Source organism: Streptomyces lienomycini (genome assembly GCF_027947595.1).
Classification (GTDB): domain Bacteria; phylum Actinomycetota; class Actinomycetes; order Streptomycetales; family Streptomycetaceae; genus Streptomyces; species Streptomyces lienomycini.
Map to the genome: position 1 here is coordinate 4,694,626 of NZ_CP116257.1, position 19,579 is coordinate 4,714,204.

Consider the following 19,579-nt stretch of genomic DNA (forward strand, 5'->3'; position numbering starts at 1 on the left):
CCGGCCGTGTCGCTAGCCGTTGAAGACGGCCTTCTGCACCTCGTTCGGGCCGTCGAAGCTGTTCTCCTTCAGACCGTCGAGACGGTTCACGACCTTGTCGTCGGCCTTGTTCTCGCGGGCGCGGTCGACGAGCGACTTCCTGTCGGCCGGGTAGTCCATGCCGTTGAGGGCCTTCTGCAGGTCGATGGGGCTGAGGTCCGCCATGGCAGGCTCCTTGTCGTGCGGTGTCGTGCGGTGTCGTGCACGGAATGTCCGTCATGTCGCGGTACCCAGCCCCGCCCCCCGCATGCGCCCGTCAGGCCCCGGTCCCGTCCAGCACCGCCATCGCCGCGTTGTGCCCCGGCACCCCGCTCACCCCACCCCCGCGTACGGCGCCCGCGCCGCACAGCAGGACGTTCGCCCGGCCGGTCTCCACGCCCCAGTGGCCGGTGCCCTGCTGGGCGTGGGGCCAGGACAGCTCGCGGTGGAAGATGTTCCCGCCGGGCAGGCGCAGGTCGCGTTCCAGGTCGAGCGGCGTCCTGGCCTCGATGCAGGGCCGCCCGTCGGCGTCGGTCGCCAGGCAGCCGGCGAGGGGCTCGGCCAGGTGGGCGTCGAGCTGGGCGAGGGTCGACTTCAGCAGTTCCGCGCGTACGGCGTCGTTGTCCCGGGCGAAGAGGCGGGCGGGCGTGTGCAGGCCGAACAGGGTGAGGGTGTGCAGGCCCCTCGCGGCCGGGCCGGGGCCGAGGATGCTGGGGTCGGTCAGCGAGTGGCAGTAGATCTCGGACGGCGGTGCGGAGGGCAGGGACCCGGCGGCCGCCTGGGCGTGGGCGGCGGCCAGTTGCTCGTAGCCCTCGGCGATGTGGAAGGTCCCGGCGAAGGCCTCGCGCGGGTCCGCCCCGGGGTCGCGCAGTCGCGGGAGGCGGGTCAGCAGCATGTTCACCTTGAGCTGGGCGCCCTCGGCGGGCGGCGGCGGGGCCTGGCCCGTGAGCGCCGCCAGCTCCCGCGGGGAGGCGTTGACCAGCACGTGGCGTGCGGCGGCGACGCCCTCGCCGTCGGCCGAGCGGTGGGTGACCTCGGCCGTACGGCCGTCCGCCTCGATCCGTACCGCCTCGTGTCCGGTGGCGAGCACGGCCCCCGCCGAGCGGGCCGCGTCGGCCAGTGCGTCGGTGAGGGCGCCCATGCCGCCCACCGGCACGTCCCAGGCGCCGGTGCCGCCGCCGATCACGTGGTAGAGGAAGCAGCGGTTCTGGATCAGGGAGGGGTCGTGGGCGTCGGCGAAGGTGCCGATCAGCGCGTCGGTGAGGGCGACGCCCCGCACCAGGTCGTCGGCGAAGTGCTCCTCGATGGCGACGCCGACCGGTTCCTCGAACAGCGCCCGCCAGGCCGTCTCGTCGTCGACCCTGCGGCGCAGCTCGTCCCGGGTGGGCAGCGGCTCGGTGAGGGTCGGGAAGACCCGCTGGGCCACACGGCCGGTCATGGCGTAGAAACGCTGCCAGGCCGCGTACTCCCGCTCCGAGCCGGTGAGCCGGGCGAACGACTCGCGCGTGCGCCGCTCGCCACCGCCGACGAGAAGCCCGGTGGGCCGCCCGGCGCGTTCGGCGGGGGTGTACGAGGAGACGGTGCGCGCTCGCACCCGGAAGTCCAGACCCAGGTCCCGGACGATCTTCCTGGGCAGCAGGCTGACCAGGTACGAGTAGCGCGACAGCCGTGCGCCGACCCCGGCGAACGGCCGCGTGGACACGGCCGCCCCGCCGGTGTGGTCCAGCCGTTCGAGGACCAGCACGGAGCGGCCGGCGCGGGCCAGGTAGGCGGCGGCGACCAGGCCGTTGTGGCCGCCGCCCACGATGACGGCGTCGTAGGTGCGCAAGGTGCCGGGCGGGGTCGTCATGGCTCTTGGTAACACGGCCCGATCGGCGGCGGCCAGCCCGCCGTCGGCACCGTCCGCGGTCGGCACGCCGCGCCTTGCCGCCCTCCGTGGTCGCCACCCGTGTCCCGCGGTGGTCTCCCGGTCACCGTGGGGCCGCCGCGCGCTGCACCGCGACCCTGCGGTACAGCTCCGCGGCCTCGGCGGCCCGGCCGAGTTGTTCCAGGCAGTGGGCTTCGTCGTCGCGGGCGACGAGGGTGTCGGCGTGGTCGGGCCCCAGGGCGTGTTCCCGCGCGGCGGCGACCAGGCGGTACTCGGCGAGCGCGGCGGACCAGCGGCCCAGCCAGCCCAGGGCGACGGCGACCTCGCGGCGGCTGACCAGGGTGTCCGGGTGGTCGGGGCCGAGGACCCGGGCGCGGATCGCGCACACGTCGCGGGCCTCGGCGAGCGCCTCCGCCCAGCGGCCCAGCCTTCCGAGGTTGACGCCCAGGCCGTGCCGGGCGCGCAGGGTCTCGGGGTGCTCGGGACCCTGGGCGAGGGCGCGGTCGTCGATCAGTCGCTCGTACTGGGTGAGCGCCTCCGCGCAGCGGCCGAGGCGGCCCAGGGCGACGCCGGTCTCGTAGCGGGCGGCGAGGGTGTCGGGGTGGTCCGGGCCGAGCACGCCGAGGCGGGCGGCGGCGACTTCGCGGTAGGTCGCCAGGGCCTCCTGCCAGCGGTCCAGCCGTCCGAGTTCGTAGGCCACCTCGTAGCGGGTGACCAGGGTGTCGGGATGGTCCGGGCCGAGCACACGGGCCCGGGCGGCGGCCACCTCGCGGGCCATCCGGTGGGCGTCCTCGGTGCGGCCGAGCCGGCCGAGGTTGAAGGCCAGGTTGTGCCGGCAGCGCAGCGTGTCGGGGTGGTCGGCGCCCATGGTGCGCTCGCGGGCGGTCAGGACCGACGCGTAGACCTGGTGGGCGTCGGCGTACCGGCCCAGTCTGCCCAGGGCGTAGGCCATCTCCTGGCGGACGGCGAGGGTGTCGGCGTGGTCGGCGCCGAGCATTCTGATCCGGGCCTCGGCGACACCCTTGTAGGCGCGCAGCGCGTCGGCGGCGTGACCGGTGCGGCCGAGGGTGAAGGCGGCCTCGTAGCGGCTGGCGAGGGTGTCGGGGTGGTCGGGTCCGAGCAGGCGCTCGCGTTCGGCGGCCACCGCGCGGTGCACCTCGCCGGCCTCCTCCCAGCGGCCGAGCCGGCCCAGGCTCAGGCCCGCGTTGTGGCGTCCGGCGAGCCCGGCGACGGCCTCGGGCACCGGATCCGGCAGCCGGGCGGGCACGGGTTCCGCGGCCCGGTCGCCGGCGGGCCGCGGTGTCCAGTCGCCGGTCAGGCCCGCCGCCGGGTCCGGGGGCGTGACGCGGGGTCCGGCGCCGGTCGCCTTGTGTCCGGTGGTCATGCCGTGGGTCCAGGACGGCAGCCCGGCGCGGTCACCGACCGGCACGGGTGTGCGCGGCCCGGCCGCCACCAGCGCCGGCAGGTGCGCCGGCGCCGTTCGCCCGGCGGTGATCCGGCGGCCGAGTTCACGGGCGTCGTCGGGGCGCTGCTCGGGCCGTTTGGCCAGCAGGTCCAGGATGATGCGGTCCAGGTATCCGGGCAGTTCGGCGCGGTGGTTGCGGGGCGGTTCGGGTGCGGTGTCGCGGTGGCCGACGAGGATGGCCCAGGCGTCGTCGAGGTCGAACGGCGGGGCGCCGGTGGCGATCTCGTAGAGGACGCAGCCCAGTGAGTACAGGTCGCTGCGCCGGTCGACCTCGTCGCCGCCGATCTGCTCGGGCGACATGTAGTGCGGGGTGCCCATGGCGATGCCGGTGCCGGTCAGCCGGGCGGTGAAGCCCGCGTCGTGCCCCAGCCGGGCTATGCCGAAGTCGCAGATCTTCACGGTGCCGTCGGCGGTCCGCACGATGTTCGCGGGCTTCAGGTCGCGGTGGACGATGCCCTGCTCGTGCGTGTAGGCGAGGGCGGAGGTGAGCTGTTCGGCGATGTCGAGGACGTCGGGGACCGGGAGTGGATGGCCCCTGTTCTCCTCCAGGAGCCGGCTCAGGTCCCGTCCCTCCAGCAGCTCCATGACCAGGAAGAGCAGTCCGTCCCACTCGCCGAAGTCGTGCACGACGGTCACTCCGCGGTGCTGGAGCGCGGCGGCCACCCGGGCCTCGCGCCGGAACCTCTCCCGCAGGACGCGGGTGAAGGAGTGGTCGTGCTGGGTGCCGAGCGGTTTGAGGCATTTGACGGCGACGCGACGGCCCAGTGACTCGTCCTTCGCCCGCCACACCTCGCCCGTGCCACCGCGTCCGATCCTCTCGAGCAGCCGGTACCGGCCCTGGATCAGCGTGCCGTCCCCCATGACTTCGCCCCGCCCCCGTGGTTCAGTCCGCCCCGCCCCCTGGCCCGTCCAGTATGGCCGCTCGGCGTCCCAGTTTGTATGGCGCGGGACGCGCGGCCGGGCCGAGCCGTGCCATGGCGCGCAGGATGTGTTTGGGCGGCAGCTGCCAGCGCAGACGTGCGGGTACCGAGCGCAGCAGGGTGCCCGTGACGCGCAGCCGGCGGGTGACGGTGGCGGGCGCGGGCGCCGGTCTGCCGTAGAGCTCGTGCGCGTAGGGCGGTAGGGAGTCGTACGCAAGTCGGGCGATGCGCCGCCACAGCAGCTCGCGGGCCGGGATCAGCAGGGGTGGGTGGGCGGGCGGCGCAGGAAGTCGTCCACCTCGTGCGCCTCGTCCCCCGCGGCCAGTTCGGGCCGTACCCGAGCGAAGTAGGCGGCCAGGTCGGCGCGGTTCGCCGGGACGGAGTCGCCGTCGAGGCCGACGAGGCGGGCGCTGTGCCGGTGTTCGGCGAGGTAGCGGTCGGCATGGGCGTCGGTGAGGGGGAATCCGGAGCGGCGCAGGACGTGCAGGTAGGAGCCGATCTCGGCGCAGTGCACCCACAGCAGCAGCGCGGGTTCGTCGACGCCGTAGCGCTCCCCCGTGTCGGGGTCCGTCGCGCCGAGCATGCGGTGGATCTTCCGTACCCGGGCGCCGGCCCGCTCGGCGGCCTCGGTGGTGCCGTAGGTCGTGGTGCCGACGAAGCCCGCGGTGCGCATCAGCCGGCCCCACGCGTCGTGCCAGAAGTCGCTGTTCTGCATGACGCCGCGCACGGCGCGCGGGTGCAGGGCCTGGAGGTAGAGGGCACGGACGCCGGCCACCCACATCATCGGGTCGCCGTGCGCCTGCCAGGTCACGGAGCCGGGACCGAAGAGCCCCGGGTCGCCGTCCGTCCGGGTAGCCGCCATACGGGCAGGTTAACGCGGCGCTGGACCCGCCGGCAGGGCCTCAGCGCAGGGTGGCGAGGAACTCTCCGCAGGCCCGGGCGCAGTCGCGGCACGCCTTCGCGCTCTCCTCGGCGCCCGGGTGTGCGTCGAAGACGTGCGCGCTCTCCAGACACACCTGGCGGCACCACTCCAGCTGGGCGCGGATGGCACCCTCGTCCACCTGGTTCTGTTCGGACAGCACCCGGCAGGTCGCGTCGCAGACCTCCGCGCACATGATGCCCCTGCGTCGTACGAGTTCCTGGTTCTCGGTGCCGTCCGGGTCCACGAGGCTCGCCCGCAGGGCGCAGGACCGGGCGCACTCGCTGCACGCCTGTGCGCACGCGAAGCGGTCCTCGAGGAAGCGGAACAGTTCCTGCTGGGAAGTCGTCGTCGATGTCACACGGCGCGGGTTGCCGCCGACGGCGGCGCCAAACGCCGGACCCGGTGTTTCCAAGGGTTCCGGGCCGTTTCCCGGGTGGGCCGCCGGGCACCCGTGGGCCGCCCCCCGCGACCGGTGGGGGCGGCGACGCGGAAGAGCACGGAGGTGCACGGACATGCCGGGACGACAGGAAGTCCCGTCGACCCTGGAGCGCTCCCCGCGGGAGGCGCGGCGGACCTGGATCGAGGCCCACGACTCGGCCGTTCGGGAGTACGGCGAGGGCGAGCGGGCCCACCGGGTGGCGTACGGGGCGCTGAAGCACACGTACGAGAAGGTCGGCGACCACTGGGAGCGCAAGGAGGGCGGCCGCAAGGGTCCCTCCGACCCCCGGTCCGGGCGGCCCCGCGGACGGGGCGGGCGCAGCGGCGAGGGCGTCGACGAGAAGGCGTCCAAGGAGCATCTGTACGGCGTCGCCCGGCGTCTGGGCGTCGAGGGCCGTTCGAAGATGTCGAAGGCGGATCTGCTCGCGGCGATCAGGAAGGCCAACCGTTCGCGGACGCGAGCGTCACGCTCGGAGTGAGCAGGTTGGCGGAGCGGGCCGGGGGTACCCGCGCTCCATGACCAACGCATGGACGGACCTGGCCGCGGGCGGCTCCGGCGCGCTCGCCATCTGGCTGATCGTGGCGGCCTTCGTGGTGGTGGCGTTGCTGATCGGCGCCTTCGCGTTCGGCAGCCGGCAAAAGCGCCGGGAGCCGCCGCCGCCGCGTCCGGAGGAGCAGCCCCAGGTGCCCGAGGGCGGGCCCGTCCACGAGGAGCGGGAGCGTCGGGAGCCCGACGAGATGCCGCGGACCGACGAACGCACGTTGCCGCACGAACTCGGGCACCAGGGCAGCCGGACCTCCACCGATCAGGACCGGCCCCGCTGGGACGAGGGCAGCAGCGGTTCCTTCGGCAGCGGCGGTCCGGGCGGACGCTGACCCGCGCACGACGCCGTACTGCCGTACTGAGGATGTGAGAACCATGGCGGACCCCGCTCGCGACGCCCTGCCGTTGCCCGACTACGACCATCTGCCGATCGGCGGGCTGGAGAGCCGGATCCGGTCGCTGGGCGCGGACGAGGTGGAGGAGCTGCTGGCCTACGAGCGCTCGCACGCCGACCGTGTCCCGGCCACGGAGGTGCTCTCGACGCGGCTGGAGCAGCTGCGGTCCGGTGCCGAGCCGTCCTCGGGCGACCCGGATGCCGTACGCCCGGAGCAGGGCCGGGGCCGCACGGGCTCCCCCGTGTCACCGGCGACCTCCGCGCAGCCGTTCTCCCCGCCGCCGCACGGGACTCCGGACCAGCGTGGCAAGCCGAAGGGTGACCGCACCTAGGCGGAGCGTAGTTTCCGGCCCGGACGGTGGGGAACCCATGCGCCGTGCTGTTGCAGAGGAGAAGGGCCCGCGCGGGTGCGCGGGCCCGTCACGCGGCCGAACACACCGTCAACTGGGCCGACGGGCGACTCCCCGTCTCCGAGGGCGGGGGGCTGCTGCGCAAGGCCTTCCCCGAGCACTGGTCGTTCCTCCTGGGCGAGATCGCCCTGTACAGCTTCGTGGTGCTGCTGCTGACCGGTGTCTGGCTGACGCTGTTCTTCAAGCCCTCGATGGCGGAGGTCGTCTACGACGGCTCGTACGAGCCCCTGCTGGGGGTGCGCATGTCGGAGGCCTACCGCTCGACGGTGGACATCAGCTTCGACGTGCGCGGCGGGCTGCTGATCCGGCAGGTGCACCACTGGGCGTCGCTGGTGTTCCTTTCGGCCATCGGGGTGCATCTGCTGCGGATTTTCTTCACCGGCGCGTTCCGCCGTCCGCGTGAGGTCAACTGGCTGATCGGGGTGACGCTGTTCGTGCTGGCGCTCGCCGAGGGCTTCGCCGGCTACTCGCTCCCGGACGATCTGCTGTCCGGGACGGGGCTGCGCATCGCGCAGGGGATCATGCTGTCCATCCCGGTCGTGGGGACGTACGTCAGCATGTTCGTGTTCGGGGGCGAGTATCCGGGGCACGACATCGTGCCGCGGCTGTACTCGCTGCACATCCTGCTGCTCCCCGGGCTGCTGCTGGCGCTGGTCACGCTCCATCTGATCCTGGTCTTCTACCTCAAGCACACCCAGTGGGCGGGCCGGGGCCGCACCAACCGCAACGCGGTGGGCAAGCCGCTCTTCCCGCAGTTCATGACGAACTCGACGGGTCTGTTCTTCACGGTCTTCGGTGTCCTGGCCGTGCTCGCGGCGGTGGCGCAGATCAACCCGGTCTGGACGTACGGCCCCTACCGTCCCGACATCGTCTCCACCGGCTCCCAGCCGGACTGGTACGTCGGCTTCCTGGAGGGCTCGCTGCGGCTGATGCCCCCGTTCGAGACGGCGGTGGCGGGTCACACCGTCATGTGGAACGTGCTGGTGCCCGCGGTCCTGCTGCCGGCGGCCCTGTTCGCGGTGCTGTACGCCTACCCGTTCTTCGAGCGGTGGGTGACGGGCGACCACGAGGAGCACCACCTGTGCGACCGGCCCCGGGACAAGCCCGTGCGGACGGGGCTCGGCGTCGCCGCGATCTGGTTCTACGGTGTGCTGCTCCTGGCGGGCGGCAACGACATCCTCGCCCACACGTTCCATCTCTCGCTGAACCTGCTCACATGGGTGTTCCGGATCTCGCTGGTGCTGACGCCGCCGATCGCCTTCGTGGTGACCAAGCGGGTCTGCCTGGCACTTCAGGAGCGGGACCGCGAGCGACTGTCGCAGGGCGAGGAGACGGGCGAGGTGCACCAGACCCTGGCGGGCGGCTACGCCGAGAGCCACGGGCCCCTCGACGCCGAGGAGCGTCACGTGCTGCGGGCCCGCAGGGCACCCGAGCCGCTGGCGCCGTCGGGGAAAGAGGACGACGCACCGCACGTGGGACGGCTGCGGGCGACGCTCAGCGAGTGGTACTACGGCGACCGGGTCGACGTCGAGGAGCCGGAGCAGGAGCGGGAGCCGGAACAGGACTCGGCCCTGGCGCGGCAGCGGGAGCCGGCGGCGGATGCGGCGCAGGCGGCGGACCCGGGGTCCTACTCGGGCGAGCGGGAACGCTGAACGCCGCGGTCGGCGTACTGGAAGACCAGGCCGGAGACCCCCATGGCGAGCAGGCCGAAGCCGATCAGGGCCAGCCACAGGCCGAAGACGATGCCGAACGCGAGGACCACGGCGGCCAGCGCGATCGTGATGGGCCAGGGGCTGTGCGGCGGGAAGAAGTCGAGTGGGCCCGCGGTGTCGACGATCTCGCCCTCGCCTCGGTCCTGCGCCCGCAGGCCGCGCTTGACGTACTGCACGCGCAGGAAGAACGCGACGAGCGAGGCCATGAGGAAGGCGAGGACGAGCGCGGCGGTGCCGGCGGGTTCGCGGGACCACCAGCCGTAGAGGGCCGCTTCGCCGCCGAAGAAGAGCGCCACACCGGTGAACAGACGGGATTCGGTCCTCACTGCACGTGCCTCTGATCGTGTCGGGTGACGTCGGGGTGGTGCAGGTCGAACGCCGGGGACTCGGAGCGGATGCGGGGCAGCGACGTGAAGTTGTGGCGCGGTGGCGGGCAACTGGTGGCCCATTCGAGGGAACGGCCGTAGCCCCAGGGGTCGTCCTGCTCGACCTTCTTCCCGTAGTGGTGGGTGTGCCACACGTTGTAGAGGAACGGCAGGGTGGACAGGCCGAGCAGGAAGGCGCCGAGGGAGCTGACGGTGTTGAGCGTGGTGAAGCCGTCCGCGGCCAGGTAGTCGGCGTAGCGGCGCGGCATGCCCTGCTCGCCGAGCCAGTGCTGGACGAGGAACGTGGTCTGGAAGCCGACGAAGAGCGTCCAGAAGTGGATCTTCCCGATGCGTTCGTCGAGCAGTTTGCCGGTGAGTTTCGGCCACCAGAAGTAGAAGCCGGCGAACATCGCGAAGACGACCGTGCCGAACACCACGTAGTGCAGGTGCGCGACGATGAAGTACGAGTCCGTCAGATGGAAGTCCAGCGGCGGGGAGGCGAGCAGGACGCCGCTCAGACCGCCGAGCAGGAACGTCACCAGGAAGCCGCACGACCACAGCATGGGTGTCTCGAAGGACAGCGAGCCGTGCATCATCGTGCCGATCCAGTTGAAGAACTTCACCCCGGTCGGTACGGCGATGAGGAACGACATGACGGAGAAGAAGGGGAGCAGCACGGCGCCCGTGGCGAACATGTGGTGGGCCCACACCACCGCGGAGAGAAAGGTGATGGCGATGGTGGCGCCGACCAGGCTGACGTAGCCGAAGACCGGTTTGCGGCTGAACACCGGGATGATCTCGGTGACGATGCCGAAGAACGGCAGCGCGATGATGTACACCTCGGGATGGCCGAAGAACCAGAACAGGTGCTGCCACAGCAGTGCCCCGCCGTTGGCCGCGTCGAACACGTGCGCGCCGAACTTCCGGTCGGCCTCGAGCATCAGCAGCGCGGCGGTGAGCACAGGGAAGGCGGGCAGCACCAGGATCGAGGTGAACAGCACGTTCCAGGTGAAGATCGGCATCCGGAACATGGTCATGCCGGGGGCGCGCAGGCACAGGATGGTGGTGATGAAGTTGACGGCGCTGAGCGTGGTCGACACGCCGCTCAGCACCAGGCCCATGATCCACAGGTCGCCGCCCGGGCCGGGGCTGAAGGTCGCGCTGTTCAGCGGGGCGTAGGCGAACCAGCCGAACGAGGCCGCCCCGCCGGGGGTGAGCAAGCCCGCCGCCACGGTCAGGCCGCCGAACAGGTACAGCCAGTACGAGAGCGCGTTGAGCCGGGGCAGCGCCAGGTCCGGGGCGCCGATCTGCAACGGCATGACGGCGTTCGTGAACCCGGCGAACAGGGGGGTCGCGAACAGCAGCAGCATGATCGCGCCGTGCATGGTGAAGAGCTGGTTGTACTGCTCGTTGCTGAACAACTGCATACCCGGGCGGGCCAGTTCACTGCGCATCAGCATGGCGAGGACGCCGCCGAAGAGGAAGAAGCCGAACGACGTCGCCAGGTAGAGATGGCCGATCACCTTGTGATCGGTCGTCGTGGCCCACCGCACCAGCGCCCGCCCGAGCGTGCGGTTCGTCCGCTGCCGAGCCGGTGTCCGGCGCGGCGGCTCGGTCCTTCTGTCCACCGCCATGCGGCGGAGAGTACCCAGGCGTCCCGGGCTCAGGCACAGGACCACGCCGAGGTCGGCGTCGGGTGTCCGGCGGATGGGCCACCTGGCGCACGCGGGTACGGACCGGACGTACCGGCCGCACCCGCGTGCGCCGTTCGCGCTACGGGGCGTCGAGCACGGTGCCGGTCAGCACCGGGTCTTGGGGCTCACCCTCGTCGTCCATGGCGCGCAGGCCGATGTACTCGGTGGGTTCCGTGACCCCGTCGCGGATCGTGGGCACCGTGACCTCGGCGTCCGACTCGCCGTGCGGGACGGAGACCCAGAGCGCGAACCAGTCCAGCCCGGACAGCGGGACCTCCCCGTCGGGGATCTCCCCGACCGTCTCCAGGAGCCAGTCCTGGTCGACGTCCTTGGTGGACAGTTCGGGGCGGGCGTCGCCGTCGGGCACCGCCAGCAGGGCGGTGTCCAGGTCGACGTCGGCGGGTTGTGACAGTGAGATCCTCCAGCGCAGCGGCTGCCCCTCGGTGACCTTGTCGGCGACGGGGCTCACGCTGACACGGGGCATCGGGTCGTCGTTCTCGACGGTCACGCCGCCGGAGTAGGAGCCGACGACCGAGCCGCGTACCGCCTTCACCAGCACGTCGTGGGAGGCGTCCCAGGCGAACCGCTTGTTGCCCGTCACCTTGACGGTCACGTCGACGCCGGGGGTGCCGGGGCCGACGGTCACCAGACGCGTCTCGACGGCTCCGGTGGACGGGTCCGTGACGTACGTCCGGACGGTGGCGGTCTTCTCGCCGCGGACCCGGACCGGCACCCGGTAGGTGCGTACGCCGGAGTCGCCCTCCTTGACCGTCGTGCGGCCGACGTCGACGCGGGCCAGCGGGGCCGGCCGCACCTGGGGCGTGCCGGCCTGCCAGCCGTAGGCGTCCATCAGCCAGGCCCGGCCGGTGCGGGAACGGGGCGTCAGTTCCAGCGCGGTGACGCGGCGCAGGTCGACGCCGGCGCGGGCGGCGGCGGCGAGCGGTACGCGCAGTTCCTGTGCCCAGTAGGAGGCGGTGCGTTCGCTGCCCGGCAGGCCGTCGGCGCGGACGGTTCCAAGGGTGGCACGCCGGCCGGCGGCGTCCGTGACGGAGACGTCCAGCCGGGTGCCGGTGCTGCCGGGCGGCACGATGACGCGCAGGGCGAGGCTTCGCGCGCCCTTCAGGGAGACGGGCGCGGCGGGACGGACACGGGTCGCGGTGCCCGGTGCGGACCAGTCCAGGGCGACCGCGCCGCGGCCGGTCTCGCGTTCGGGGCCCCAGTACGCGAAGTGCGGTGAGGAACCGCGCGCGTCCTCGCCGAGGCAGGCGACGGCCGGGTCGGGGTCGATCGCGGAGCACAGGCGTCCGCCGGTCACCTTCACGCCGGCGTCCGGCAGGAACCCGGCGCCGCGGCCCGCGCCGACGGCGTGCGTCAGCACCCGGGCCGGGTCGGCCGAGGGGGCGCGGCGGCCGGTGCCGTCGATCAGCTCGCGCACCCGGTCGTCACCGGCGACGAACAGCCGGGCGGCGGCGGCGATGTAGGTCGCGCCGGCCCGGTGCTGCTGTGCGGGGGTGAGCCGGGTCGGGCTGTCCACGGAGCAGACCGGGTCACGGCCCCCGGGGTCCTCGGGGTCTTCCCAGAAGTCGTCGGAGGCGGGTGCCTGGGACAGGCCCGGAGTCCACTCGGTGTTGAAGTAGTTGTGGTTCGCGCCCGTGACGTGGACCGCGCTGTGCAGCGCCCGGCCCCGGCTGACGCCGCGGGTGCCGTCGACGTAGAGCTGCCCCTGGAGGTCGGAGACGTCGCCGTCGCAGCCCGGCAGGATGGTCAGGGACGGCACGTCGGGCACCGGGTTCTGGCCGAAGGCGGTGGGGCCGATGAGTACGGTGCCGCGGATGTTCCAGCGGGCCCTTCCCGGGTGCCCGTCCTGGTCGGCGGGCGGCGGGTACAGGCTGTCCATGGCGGCGCGGTCGACGCCCTCGCCGCCGCGGGAGTGGCCGACGAGCAGGACGCGGGACGGGTCGGCCTTCGGTCCCCGGCGTACGGCGGCCGGGGCGGTGGCGGGCGCGGCGGCCCAGTCGGCCCAGCGGGCGAGGTGCGCGCGTACCAGCGAGGAGCGGGCCTGGGCGCCGCCGTCCTCCAGTGCGCCGTCCTGGCCGTTGATGCCGTTGGCGGAGATCGAGACGGTCACGTAGCCCTGGGAGGCGAGAAGCCGCTGGTCCTCCAGGTAGCCGCGGTGGCTGGGAATGGGCCGGGCGTCGTCGGCGCAGGGCCAGTCGATCGTGACGGCGTCCTCGCCCTGGCCGGGGACGTAGCAGGTGGCGTGGCGGCCGTGCAGGAAGAGGGCGAGGGGGCGTTTGCCGGTCGCTCCCTTCGGCGCGACGACGAGGCCGCGCATCTCGACCGGGGCGGGCAGGCCGGGCAGTCGGACCGGGTCGAGCGTGTACTCGCCGCTGGTGGTGCCGAACCGGCCCGGTGTGCCCGGGTCGACGGTGCCGGCGGGGAGTGGGGGCGGGAGTTTCGCGGGGGGCGCTTCGGTGGGGCGGCGGCGCTCCCGGGCGGCGGCGCCCGGTTCCCGGTCCAGTCGGCGGCCGGCGGCGCTGACCTGGAGGTCCGTCAGCGCGCCCAGCGCGGCCGGGCCGGTGTCCCCGAGCGGCAGGCGGAAGGTCCTGCCGTCCCGGTCGGGTTCCGGTACGCCGAGGAGGCGGCCGTCGGCGTGGCGGAACTCCACCCGTGCGTCGCCGGGCACGACGAGGCGCGGGGAGCGCCACTCCAGGGCTCTCGCGTCACCGGTGCCGGTGATCCGCCAGCCGGGCGGCAGGTCGGGGGCGGCGTTCGGTAACGCCGGGACGGATATGGCGCCGGGCGGCTGGGGCCCGGCGTGGGCCGCGACGGGCGCGACTCCCAGCAGGGTCAGCACCGCCGTGGCGGCCGCCCATGTCGTTCGAGCACGTATCAAGGATCCGCTCCTCAGAACCTCGGTTCGGGGCTCCGCCCGTGCGGGCGCCCCTTGTTGAGGAAGGAGGGGAAGGACATCCTTCGGGTTGCCTGTGAGCCGCCGGCCGTCAGCCGGTTTCGCCGACCGTCAGCCGGTTTCGCCGCTCCCGCCGGTTCCGGGGATCGTGGCGGTCTCGGCGCTCGTGGGGGCCTCGCCGGTGGGGCAGTCGTCGCTGGAGCGGCCGGCCAGTCGGCCGCCGGGCTGCTCCACCGTCACCTGCGCGCGGTCCAGGGCCGGGTCCTGCCGCAGCCGGGCGACGGCGACCGTGCAGGCCAACTGGTCGATGGCCGTCTCGGTGAGGCTCCCGGCGCTCCGCGGCAGTTGGACGTTGACCACCGTGCCGTCGGCGCGGACGGTGGGCGCCACGGTGGACGGGGGCAGTTGCGTCGTCAGTCCCCTGTTCCGCTCCCCGCGGTCCGGTCCCTCGAACAGCATCAGCACGGTGTTGCCGAGCCCGGCCGTGCCCGGCACGATGCGCGAGACGGCCACCAGGGCGCCGTCCTCGACGAAGTAGAGCGGCACCTTGACCGCGGGCACCTCTTCGGGCGCGGCCGCCGACGGCGCGGAGGTGGCGCCCGGCTTCAGGACGCCGGTCGCGGGCTCGCCCGCTTCGACCACGCCGGTCTGCGGGATGCCGCAGCCGGAGAGCGGGAGCAGCGCCGCCAGCAGGAGCGGGAGCGCGCGCGGGGCATGCCGGCCCGGGTGCCGGGTGGCGGGGCGGGTGCGGGGGGCCGCCGTGGCCGCCCTTGCGGGCACCGCGTTCATGTCCGGTCCTCCTTCGCCGGGGTGGAGACCATCGGGACCGGGTCCGGCACCGGGTCCGACGCGCGCGTCGTCCGGTCGCCCATGTCGCCCGTCTCGTCCGTCTCGTCCGTGTCGTCCGTGTCGTCCGTGTCGTCGGGCCGCAGTGGCAGGACGACCGTGAAGACGGCGCCGCCGTCCGGATGGTTGGCCGCCCGGAGGGTGCCGCCGTGCAGGCGTACGTTCTCCGTGGCGATGGCCAGCCCGAGACCGCTGCCCTCGCTCCGGGCGCGGGCGTCGGCCGACTTGTAGAAGCGGTCGAAGACGTGGGGCAGGACGCTCTCGGGGATGCCGTCGCCGCTGTCGCGGACCGTGACGACCACCTCTCTCCCGGTGTGCGGGGCGTCGCGCGCGTGGAGGTCCAGCCGGACCGGGGGTGCGCCGTGCCGCAGGGCGTTGGCGACGAGGTTGGCCACGATCACGTCGAGGCGGCGCGGGTCGACGCGGCCGCGCGGCCCGTCCGGCTCGGGCAGGCCGGTCTCCACGGTGTCCTGCCAGCCGCGGGAGGCGAGCGTGCGCCGTACGGACTCGGCGAGGTCGATCTCGTCCAGGTGCAGGGCGGCGGCCCCCGCGTCGAACCGCGAGACCTCCATCAGGTCGTCCACGAGAGCGGCCAGCTTCGTGGTCTCCGCGCTGATGAGGCGTACGGCCGTCGCGGTGTCCTCGTCCAGGTCGGCCGCGTCCTCGTCCAGTACGTCCGTCACCGCCGACATGGCCGCCAGCGGGGTGCGCAGTTCGTGCGAGACGTCCGCGGCGAAGCGGCGGGCGCCGGACTCCATGCGCCGCAGTTCCGCCACCGATGCCTCCAGGGCCGCGGCGGTCTCGTTGAAGGTGCGGGAGAGGTCGGCGAGTTCGTCGGAGCCCTGGACCGCGAGCCGGGTGTCCAGGCGTCCCTCGGCGATGCTGCGGGTCGCCCGGCGCAGCGCCCGCACCGGACGGAGCACGCCGCGTGCGGCCAGCAGCGCGATCAGGACCGCCAGGGCGAGGGCCGGGACGGTGGCGCGTTCGATGGCGGCGACCAGCGCGTCGACGTAGCCCTGTTCCTCCTGTTGGGGCACGGTGAGGTAGACCTCGAGTCCGGACGCGCGCTGCTCGGTGACGTAGTCGCCGGCGAAGGTGACGGGCATGCCGACGACCAGGGCGGGGCGGCCCCCGTGCGACACCCGCTGGAACACGGTGGCCCGGCGGGAGCGCACCGACTCGCGCATCGCCGGGGACAGTTCGCCGAACGCGTCGTCGGGCACGGACGTCGCGCCGGCCCCCCGGTAGGCGACCAGCACCCGCCAGGGCTGGGACCGTCCGCCTCGCGACACGTCGTCGGCGAACGAGCGCAGGTCGGCCTCCTCGGGCGGGAAACGGTAGTTGGGGGCCAGGGTGTTGACGCGGTGCCGGAAGTCCTCGATCACGGTGTCCTGGCTCTGCTGGAGGACTCCGGTCCGTGCCTCGCGGAAGGTCAGCGCGCCGGTGGTCACCGTGGCCACGACGGCGACGAGGGTGAAGGCCACCACCAGGCGCAGCCGCAGCCCCTTCAGCGCGCGCAGCACCCGTGAAAGGGTCACCGCGGCCCGAACCGGTAGCCGAAGCCGCGTACGGTGTGGACGTAGCGCGGGCTGCCCGCGGGCTCGCCGATCTTGGACCGCAGTCGTTTGACGCAGGCGTCCACGAGCCGCGCGTCGCCGTGGTAGTTGTGCTCCCACACGGCTTCCAGGAGCTGCTGCCGGCTGAACACCTGCCCGGCCGAGGCGGACAGGGTGAGGAGCAGCCGCAGTTCGGAGGGGCCGAGGGCGACGGGCCGCCCCTGGTGGGTGACGGTCAGCCCGGCCCGGTCGATGACCAGGTCGCCGTGGTGTTCGGTGCGCGGGGTGCCCGGGTCGTCCGCCGCGCCGCCCACGCGGCGCAGCACCGCGCGGATGCGCGCGTCCAGCACCCGGGCGCGGACCGGTTTGACGACGTAGTCGTCGGCTCCGGCCTCCAGTCCGACGACGATGTCGGTGTCGTCGCCGCGGGCGGTGGCCATGATGATCGGCACCTGGTCGTTCAGGCGTATGCGGCGGCACACCTCCAGGCCGGACATGCCCGGCAGCATCAGGTCGAGGACCACGGCGTCGGGTTGGAACGTCCGGAGTTGCTCCAGCCCGTCCTCGCCGGTCGCGGCGGCGGCGACCTCGTGCCCCTGCCGTCGCAGGGCGAGTCGTACGCCCTCCCGGACGGCGCGGTCGTCTTCGATGATCAGGACCCGTGGCATGGACGACAGTATGCGCGCGCCCGGACGGGAGCCCGCCTGCGGGTGACGGCTGTTACACAGCGGTCCAGAAGCGGTCCACGGACCATCACACGCCCGGTGCAGGCTTCGTGATCATGAATGAGCACCGACGGATTCCCTCATCGACTTCCGGCGCGGGCCGCCGCCGCGGCGGACGCGCGCGCCGCCGGCGGGGCGGACGGCCCCGCCTGTTGTGGCCGGGGCTCGCGGCCGGGGCCGTGCTGGTGCTCGCCGGCGGTCTCGCCCTGAAGGGGGGCACGGAGCCCTCCGGGCACTCCGCCGACGCGGCCGGCACACCGCCGGTGTCCGCGCCGCCCGGGTCGCAGCGGGCCGACGGGACGGAAGAGGCGTCGGAAGGGACGCCCCGGCCGGAGTCGGAGCGGGAGAAGGACTCCGGGAAGGACGGCGGCAAGGACGCCGGGAAGGAGACGGAGCGGGAACGGGACCCCGCTTCGATTCCGTCGTCCGGACCCGGGACGTTCGCGACCGCCGGCGGCGGCGGCGACCGGGTCGGCGGGAGCGCGCGGACGTTGACCTACGTGGTGCAGGTCGAGGACGGCATCGGGATCTCGGCCCGTGACGTCGCGACCGAGGTCGAGCGCGTCCTCGCCGACGAGCGGGGCTGGACGGCCGACGGGAAGGTGGGATTCCGGCGGGTGTCCGGCGGCGCCTCCGACTTCCGGGTGCGGCTCGCCACGGCGGGGACGGTGGACGACATATGCGGCCAGTACGGCCTGGACACCGGCGGCGAGGTCAACTGCAACGTGGGCCAGGACGTCATGGTCAACCTCAAGCGGTGGCTGCTGGCCACGCAGTACTACGCGGACGACGTCACGTCGTACCGGGCACTGATCATCAACCACGAGGTCGGGCACTTCCTGGGCCACGGTCACGAGGGGTGCCCGGGGGCGGGGCAGCCCGCACCGGTGATGATGCAGCAGATCAAGGGGCTGCACGGCTGCCGGACCAACGTCTGGCCCTACGACGCCGACGGCCGGGCCGTCACCGGTCCCGCCCTCGGGTGAGACCGACGACGCGCACAGGGGCGTGCACGGCCGATGTTCGTCAAGCACGGGTCAATGTTCATCATTCTGAACAGGAATCAGATGAAAGACCGTTGACGCGTCCACGACCACTCTCTACTGTCCCATGGGAAAGCGCTTTCTCCAGCCGATCCTCCCACCCTGTCCTGGTCGGACCCAACCCCCTGGAGACACGATGCACGCAAGACCCGCCCTCGCGAGCGCCGCCCTGCTGGCCGGCACGCTCGTCACCCTTTCCGGCACGTCGGCGCAGGCCGCGTCCGCCCGTTACGAGGCCGAGAACACGTCGGCGGTCTGCACCGGCACCATCGACTCCGACTGGTCCGGCTACTCTGGCAGCGGCTTCTGCAACGGCACCAACGCGGTCGGCGCGGATCTCCGGTTCACCGTGAGCGCCCCTGCCGCCGGCACCGCGACGCTGAGCGTCCGGTTCGCGAACGGCACCGGCGGCGCGCGGGCCGCGGACATCGTCGTGAACGGTGTGCGTACCGCTTCGGCCTCGTTCGAGGCCACCGGAGCCTGGGACACGTGGGTGACGAAGACCGTCACGGTGCCGGTGCGGGCCGGGAGCAACACCGTGCGGCTCGACCCCACCTCGTCCGCGGGCCTGCCGAACGTCGACTACGTCGACGCCCTGGTGGACGGCGACGACACGACCACACCGCCCGCCGCCTCCGCGCTGTACGTGTCGCCGAGCGGCGACGACGGCGCGTCCGGGACGGAGTCCGACCCGACGACCCTCACCTCGGCGATCGACCGGATCTCCCCCGGCGGGACGATCTACCTGCGCGGCGGCACCTACCGCTACGCGCAGACGGTCACCGTCCCGCGGGGCAACGACGGCACCTCGGGCGACCGCACCGAGCTGACCGCCTACCCGGGCGAGACGCCGGTGCTGAACTTCTCGGCCCAGGCGGAGAGCTCCTCGAACCGGGGACTCGCGGTCAACGGTTCGTACTGGCACGTCAAGGGGATCGTCGTCGAGCACGCCGGGGACAACGGCATCTTCGTCGGCGGCAGCAACAACGTGTTCGAGCGCACGGTGACGCGCTACAACCGCGACACGGGACTGCAGCTCTCGCGGATGTCCTCCGACACGCCCCGCGACCAGTGGCCGTCCAACAACCTCGTCCTGAGCGCGGAGTCGCACGACAACGCCGACTCCGACGGCGAGGACGCCGACGGCTTCGCCGCCAAGCTCACCGCGGGCCCCGGCAACGTCTTCCGGGACACCGTGTCCCACAACAACATCGACGACGGCTGGGACCTCTACACCAAGTCCGAGACGGGCGCGATCGGCGCGGTCACCATCGAGGACTCCCTCGCCTACGAGAACGGCACCCTCTCCGACGGCACGCAGAACTCCAGCGGCGACCGCAACGGCTACAAGCTCGGCGGCGAGGGCATCGAGGTCGACCACGTGGTGCGTCGCAGCATCGCCTACCACAACGGCAAGCACGGGTTCACCTACAACTCGAACCCGGGCACGATGACGATCTCGGACAACGTCGGCATCGACAACGCCGAGCGCAACTTCTCCTTCGACAAGGGCAGTTCGGTGTTCCGCGACAACACCTCCTGCCGCGACGGCGACGGGTCCAACGACAAGACCGTGGGCGACGCCGACGGCTCGAACCAGTTCTGGACCGGCTCCAACGGCTCACGCTGCGCCGCCTACGCGGGTGCCCTGGACTGGTCCTTCGGCTCGGACGGCACCCTCGTGGTGACCTTCGGCGGCAACCGGGTCACCCCGTAGCCGCGTCGTGAGCGGCCGGTGCCCGGGCGGCC

General features: G+C 73.1%; 16 protein-coding genes and 1 pseudogene. 6 read left to right on the top strand and 11 right to left on the bottom strand.

What is annotated here, in order from left to right; translation table 11 throughout:
- Positions 1-12: 12 nt before the first annotated feature.
- From BJ961_RS21280 to BJ961_RS21300, 5 genes and pseudogenes are all read right to left on the bottom strand, one after another.
- Complete coding sequence (locus BJ961_RS21280; protein WP_271414387.1) at positions 13-204, bottom strand: DUF2795 domain-containing protein; 192 nt, start codon at positions 202-204, stop codon at positions 13-15.
- A gap of 91 nt (positions 205-295) precedes the next feature.
- The gene (locus BJ961_RS21285; RefSeq protein WP_271414388.1) at positions 296-1,867 is read right to left on the bottom strand and encodes a phytoene desaturase family protein; all 1,572 of its coding nucleotides are present in this window, start codon (positions 1,865-1,867) and stop codon (positions 296-298) included.
- Between the two features lie 121 nt (positions 1,868-1,988).
- The gene (locus BJ961_RS21290) at positions 1,989-4,211 is read right to left on the bottom strand and encodes a serine/threonine-protein kinase (protein WP_271414389.1); all 2,223 of its coding nucleotides are present in this window, start codon (positions 4,209-4,211) and stop codon (positions 1,989-1,991) included.
- A 22-nt stretch (positions 4,212-4,233) separates the two neighbouring features.
- A pseudogene (locus tag BJ961_RS21295) lies at positions 4,234-5,132 on the bottom strand (oxygenase MpaB family protein).
- A gap of 40 nt (positions 5,133-5,172) precedes the next feature.
- Positions 5,173-5,550: a four-helix bundle copper-binding protein gene (locus tag BJ961_RS21300; RefSeq protein ID WP_271414390.1), complete on the bottom strand. Its 378-nt coding sequence runs from the start codon at positions 5,548-5,550 to the stop codon at positions 5,173-5,175.
- Between the two features lie 154 nt (positions 5,551-5,704).
- Between BJ961_RS21300 and BJ961_RS21305 the strand changes: the two genes are divergently transcribed.
- The 4 genes from BJ961_RS21305 to qcrB are packed head-to-tail and all read left to right on the top strand — an operon-like array spanning position 5,705 to position 8,630.
- Positions 5,705-6,109: a ChaB family protein gene (locus BJ961_RS21305; protein ID WP_271414391.1), complete on the top strand. Its 405-nt coding sequence runs from the start codon at positions 5,705-5,707 to the stop codon at positions 6,107-6,109.
- Positions 6,110-6,146: 37 nt separating this feature from the next.
- Positions 6,147-6,506: a DUF6479 family protein gene (locus BJ961_RS21310; RefSeq protein ID WP_271414392.1), complete on the top strand. Its 360-nt coding sequence runs from the start codon at positions 6,147-6,149 to the stop codon at positions 6,504-6,506.
- Positions 6,507-6,549: 43 nt separating this feature from the next.
- On the top strand, positions 6,550-6,900 hold the full coding sequence (locus BJ961_RS21315; protein WP_271414393.1) for a hypothetical protein: 351 nt from the start codon (positions 6,550-6,552) through the stop codon (positions 6,898-6,900).
- A 44-nt stretch (positions 6,901-6,944) separates the two neighbouring features.
- On the top strand, positions 6,945-8,630 hold the full coding sequence (gene qcrB, locus BJ961_RS21320; protein WP_271414394.1) for a cytochrome bc1 complex cytochrome b subunit: 1,686 nt from the start codon (positions 6,945-6,947) through the stop codon (positions 8,628-8,630).
- Here the strand turns inward: qcrB and ctaF are convergent.
- The 6 genes from ctaF to BJ961_RS21350 all read right to left on the bottom strand — a co-directional run bounded on the left by ctaF (position 8,606) and on the right by BJ961_RS21350 (position 16,730).
- Positions 8,606-9,016 (bottom strand): aa3-type cytochrome oxidase subunit IV, encoded by a 411-nt coding sequence (gene ctaF, locus BJ961_RS21325; protein WP_271414395.1) that lies wholly within the window; start codon positions 9,014-9,016, stop codon positions 8,606-8,608. The two genes, qcrB and ctaF, sit on opposite strands and share 25 nt — an antisense overlap.
- Positions 9,013-10,689 carry an aa3-type cytochrome oxidase subunit I gene (ctaD, locus tag BJ961_RS21330; protein ID WP_443054483.1) on the bottom strand — a complete coding sequence of 559 codons (1,677 nt, stop codon included), beginning with the start codon at positions 10,687-10,689 and terminating at the stop codon, positions 9,013-9,015. The genes ctaF and ctaD overlap by 4 nt, the downstream gene beginning before the upstream one ends.
- A gap of 139 nt (positions 10,690-10,828) precedes the next feature.
- Positions 10,829-13,645 carry a hypothetical protein gene (locus BJ961_RS21335; protein WP_271414397.1) on the bottom strand — a complete coding sequence of 939 codons (2,817 nt, stop codon included), beginning with the start codon at positions 13,643-13,645 and terminating at the stop codon, positions 10,829-10,831.
- A gap of 126 nt (positions 13,646-13,771) precedes the next feature.
- Positions 13,772-14,449 carry a hypothetical protein gene (locus BJ961_RS21340; RefSeq protein ID WP_271414398.1) on the bottom strand — a complete coding sequence of 226 codons (678 nt, stop codon included), beginning with the start codon at positions 14,447-14,449 and terminating at the stop codon, positions 13,772-13,774.
- Positions 14,446-16,029 (bottom strand): sensor histidine kinase, encoded by a 1,584-nt coding sequence (locus BJ961_RS21345; RefSeq protein WP_271414399.1) that lies wholly within the window; start codon positions 16,027-16,029, stop codon positions 14,446-14,448. The genes BJ961_RS21340 and BJ961_RS21345 overlap by 4 nt, the downstream gene beginning before the upstream one ends.
- Before the next feature lie 11 nt (positions 16,030-16,040).
- Positions 16,041-16,730 (bottom strand): response regulator transcription factor, encoded by a 690-nt coding sequence (locus BJ961_RS21350; protein ID WP_271414400.1) that lies wholly within the window; start codon positions 16,728-16,730, stop codon positions 16,041-16,043.
- A 113-nt stretch (positions 16,731-16,843) separates the two neighbouring features.
- Between BJ961_RS21350 and BJ961_RS21355 the strand changes: the two genes are divergently transcribed.
- Together BJ961_RS21355 and BJ961_RS21360 are read left to right on the top strand one after the other, a co-directional pair.
- The gene (locus tag BJ961_RS21355; RefSeq protein WP_271414401.1) at positions 16,844-17,773 is read left to right on the top strand and encodes a DUF3152 domain-containing protein; all 930 of its coding nucleotides are present in this window, start codon (positions 16,844-16,846) and stop codon (positions 17,771-17,773) included.
- 193 nt (positions 17,774-17,966) lie between these two features.
- Positions 17,967-19,547 carry a carbohydrate-binding protein gene (locus BJ961_RS21360; RefSeq protein WP_271414402.1) on the top strand — a complete coding sequence of 527 codons (1,581 nt, stop codon included), beginning with the start codon at positions 17,967-17,969 and terminating at the stop codon, positions 19,545-19,547.
- The last annotated feature ends 32 nt before the right edge of the window (positions 19,548-19,579 follow it).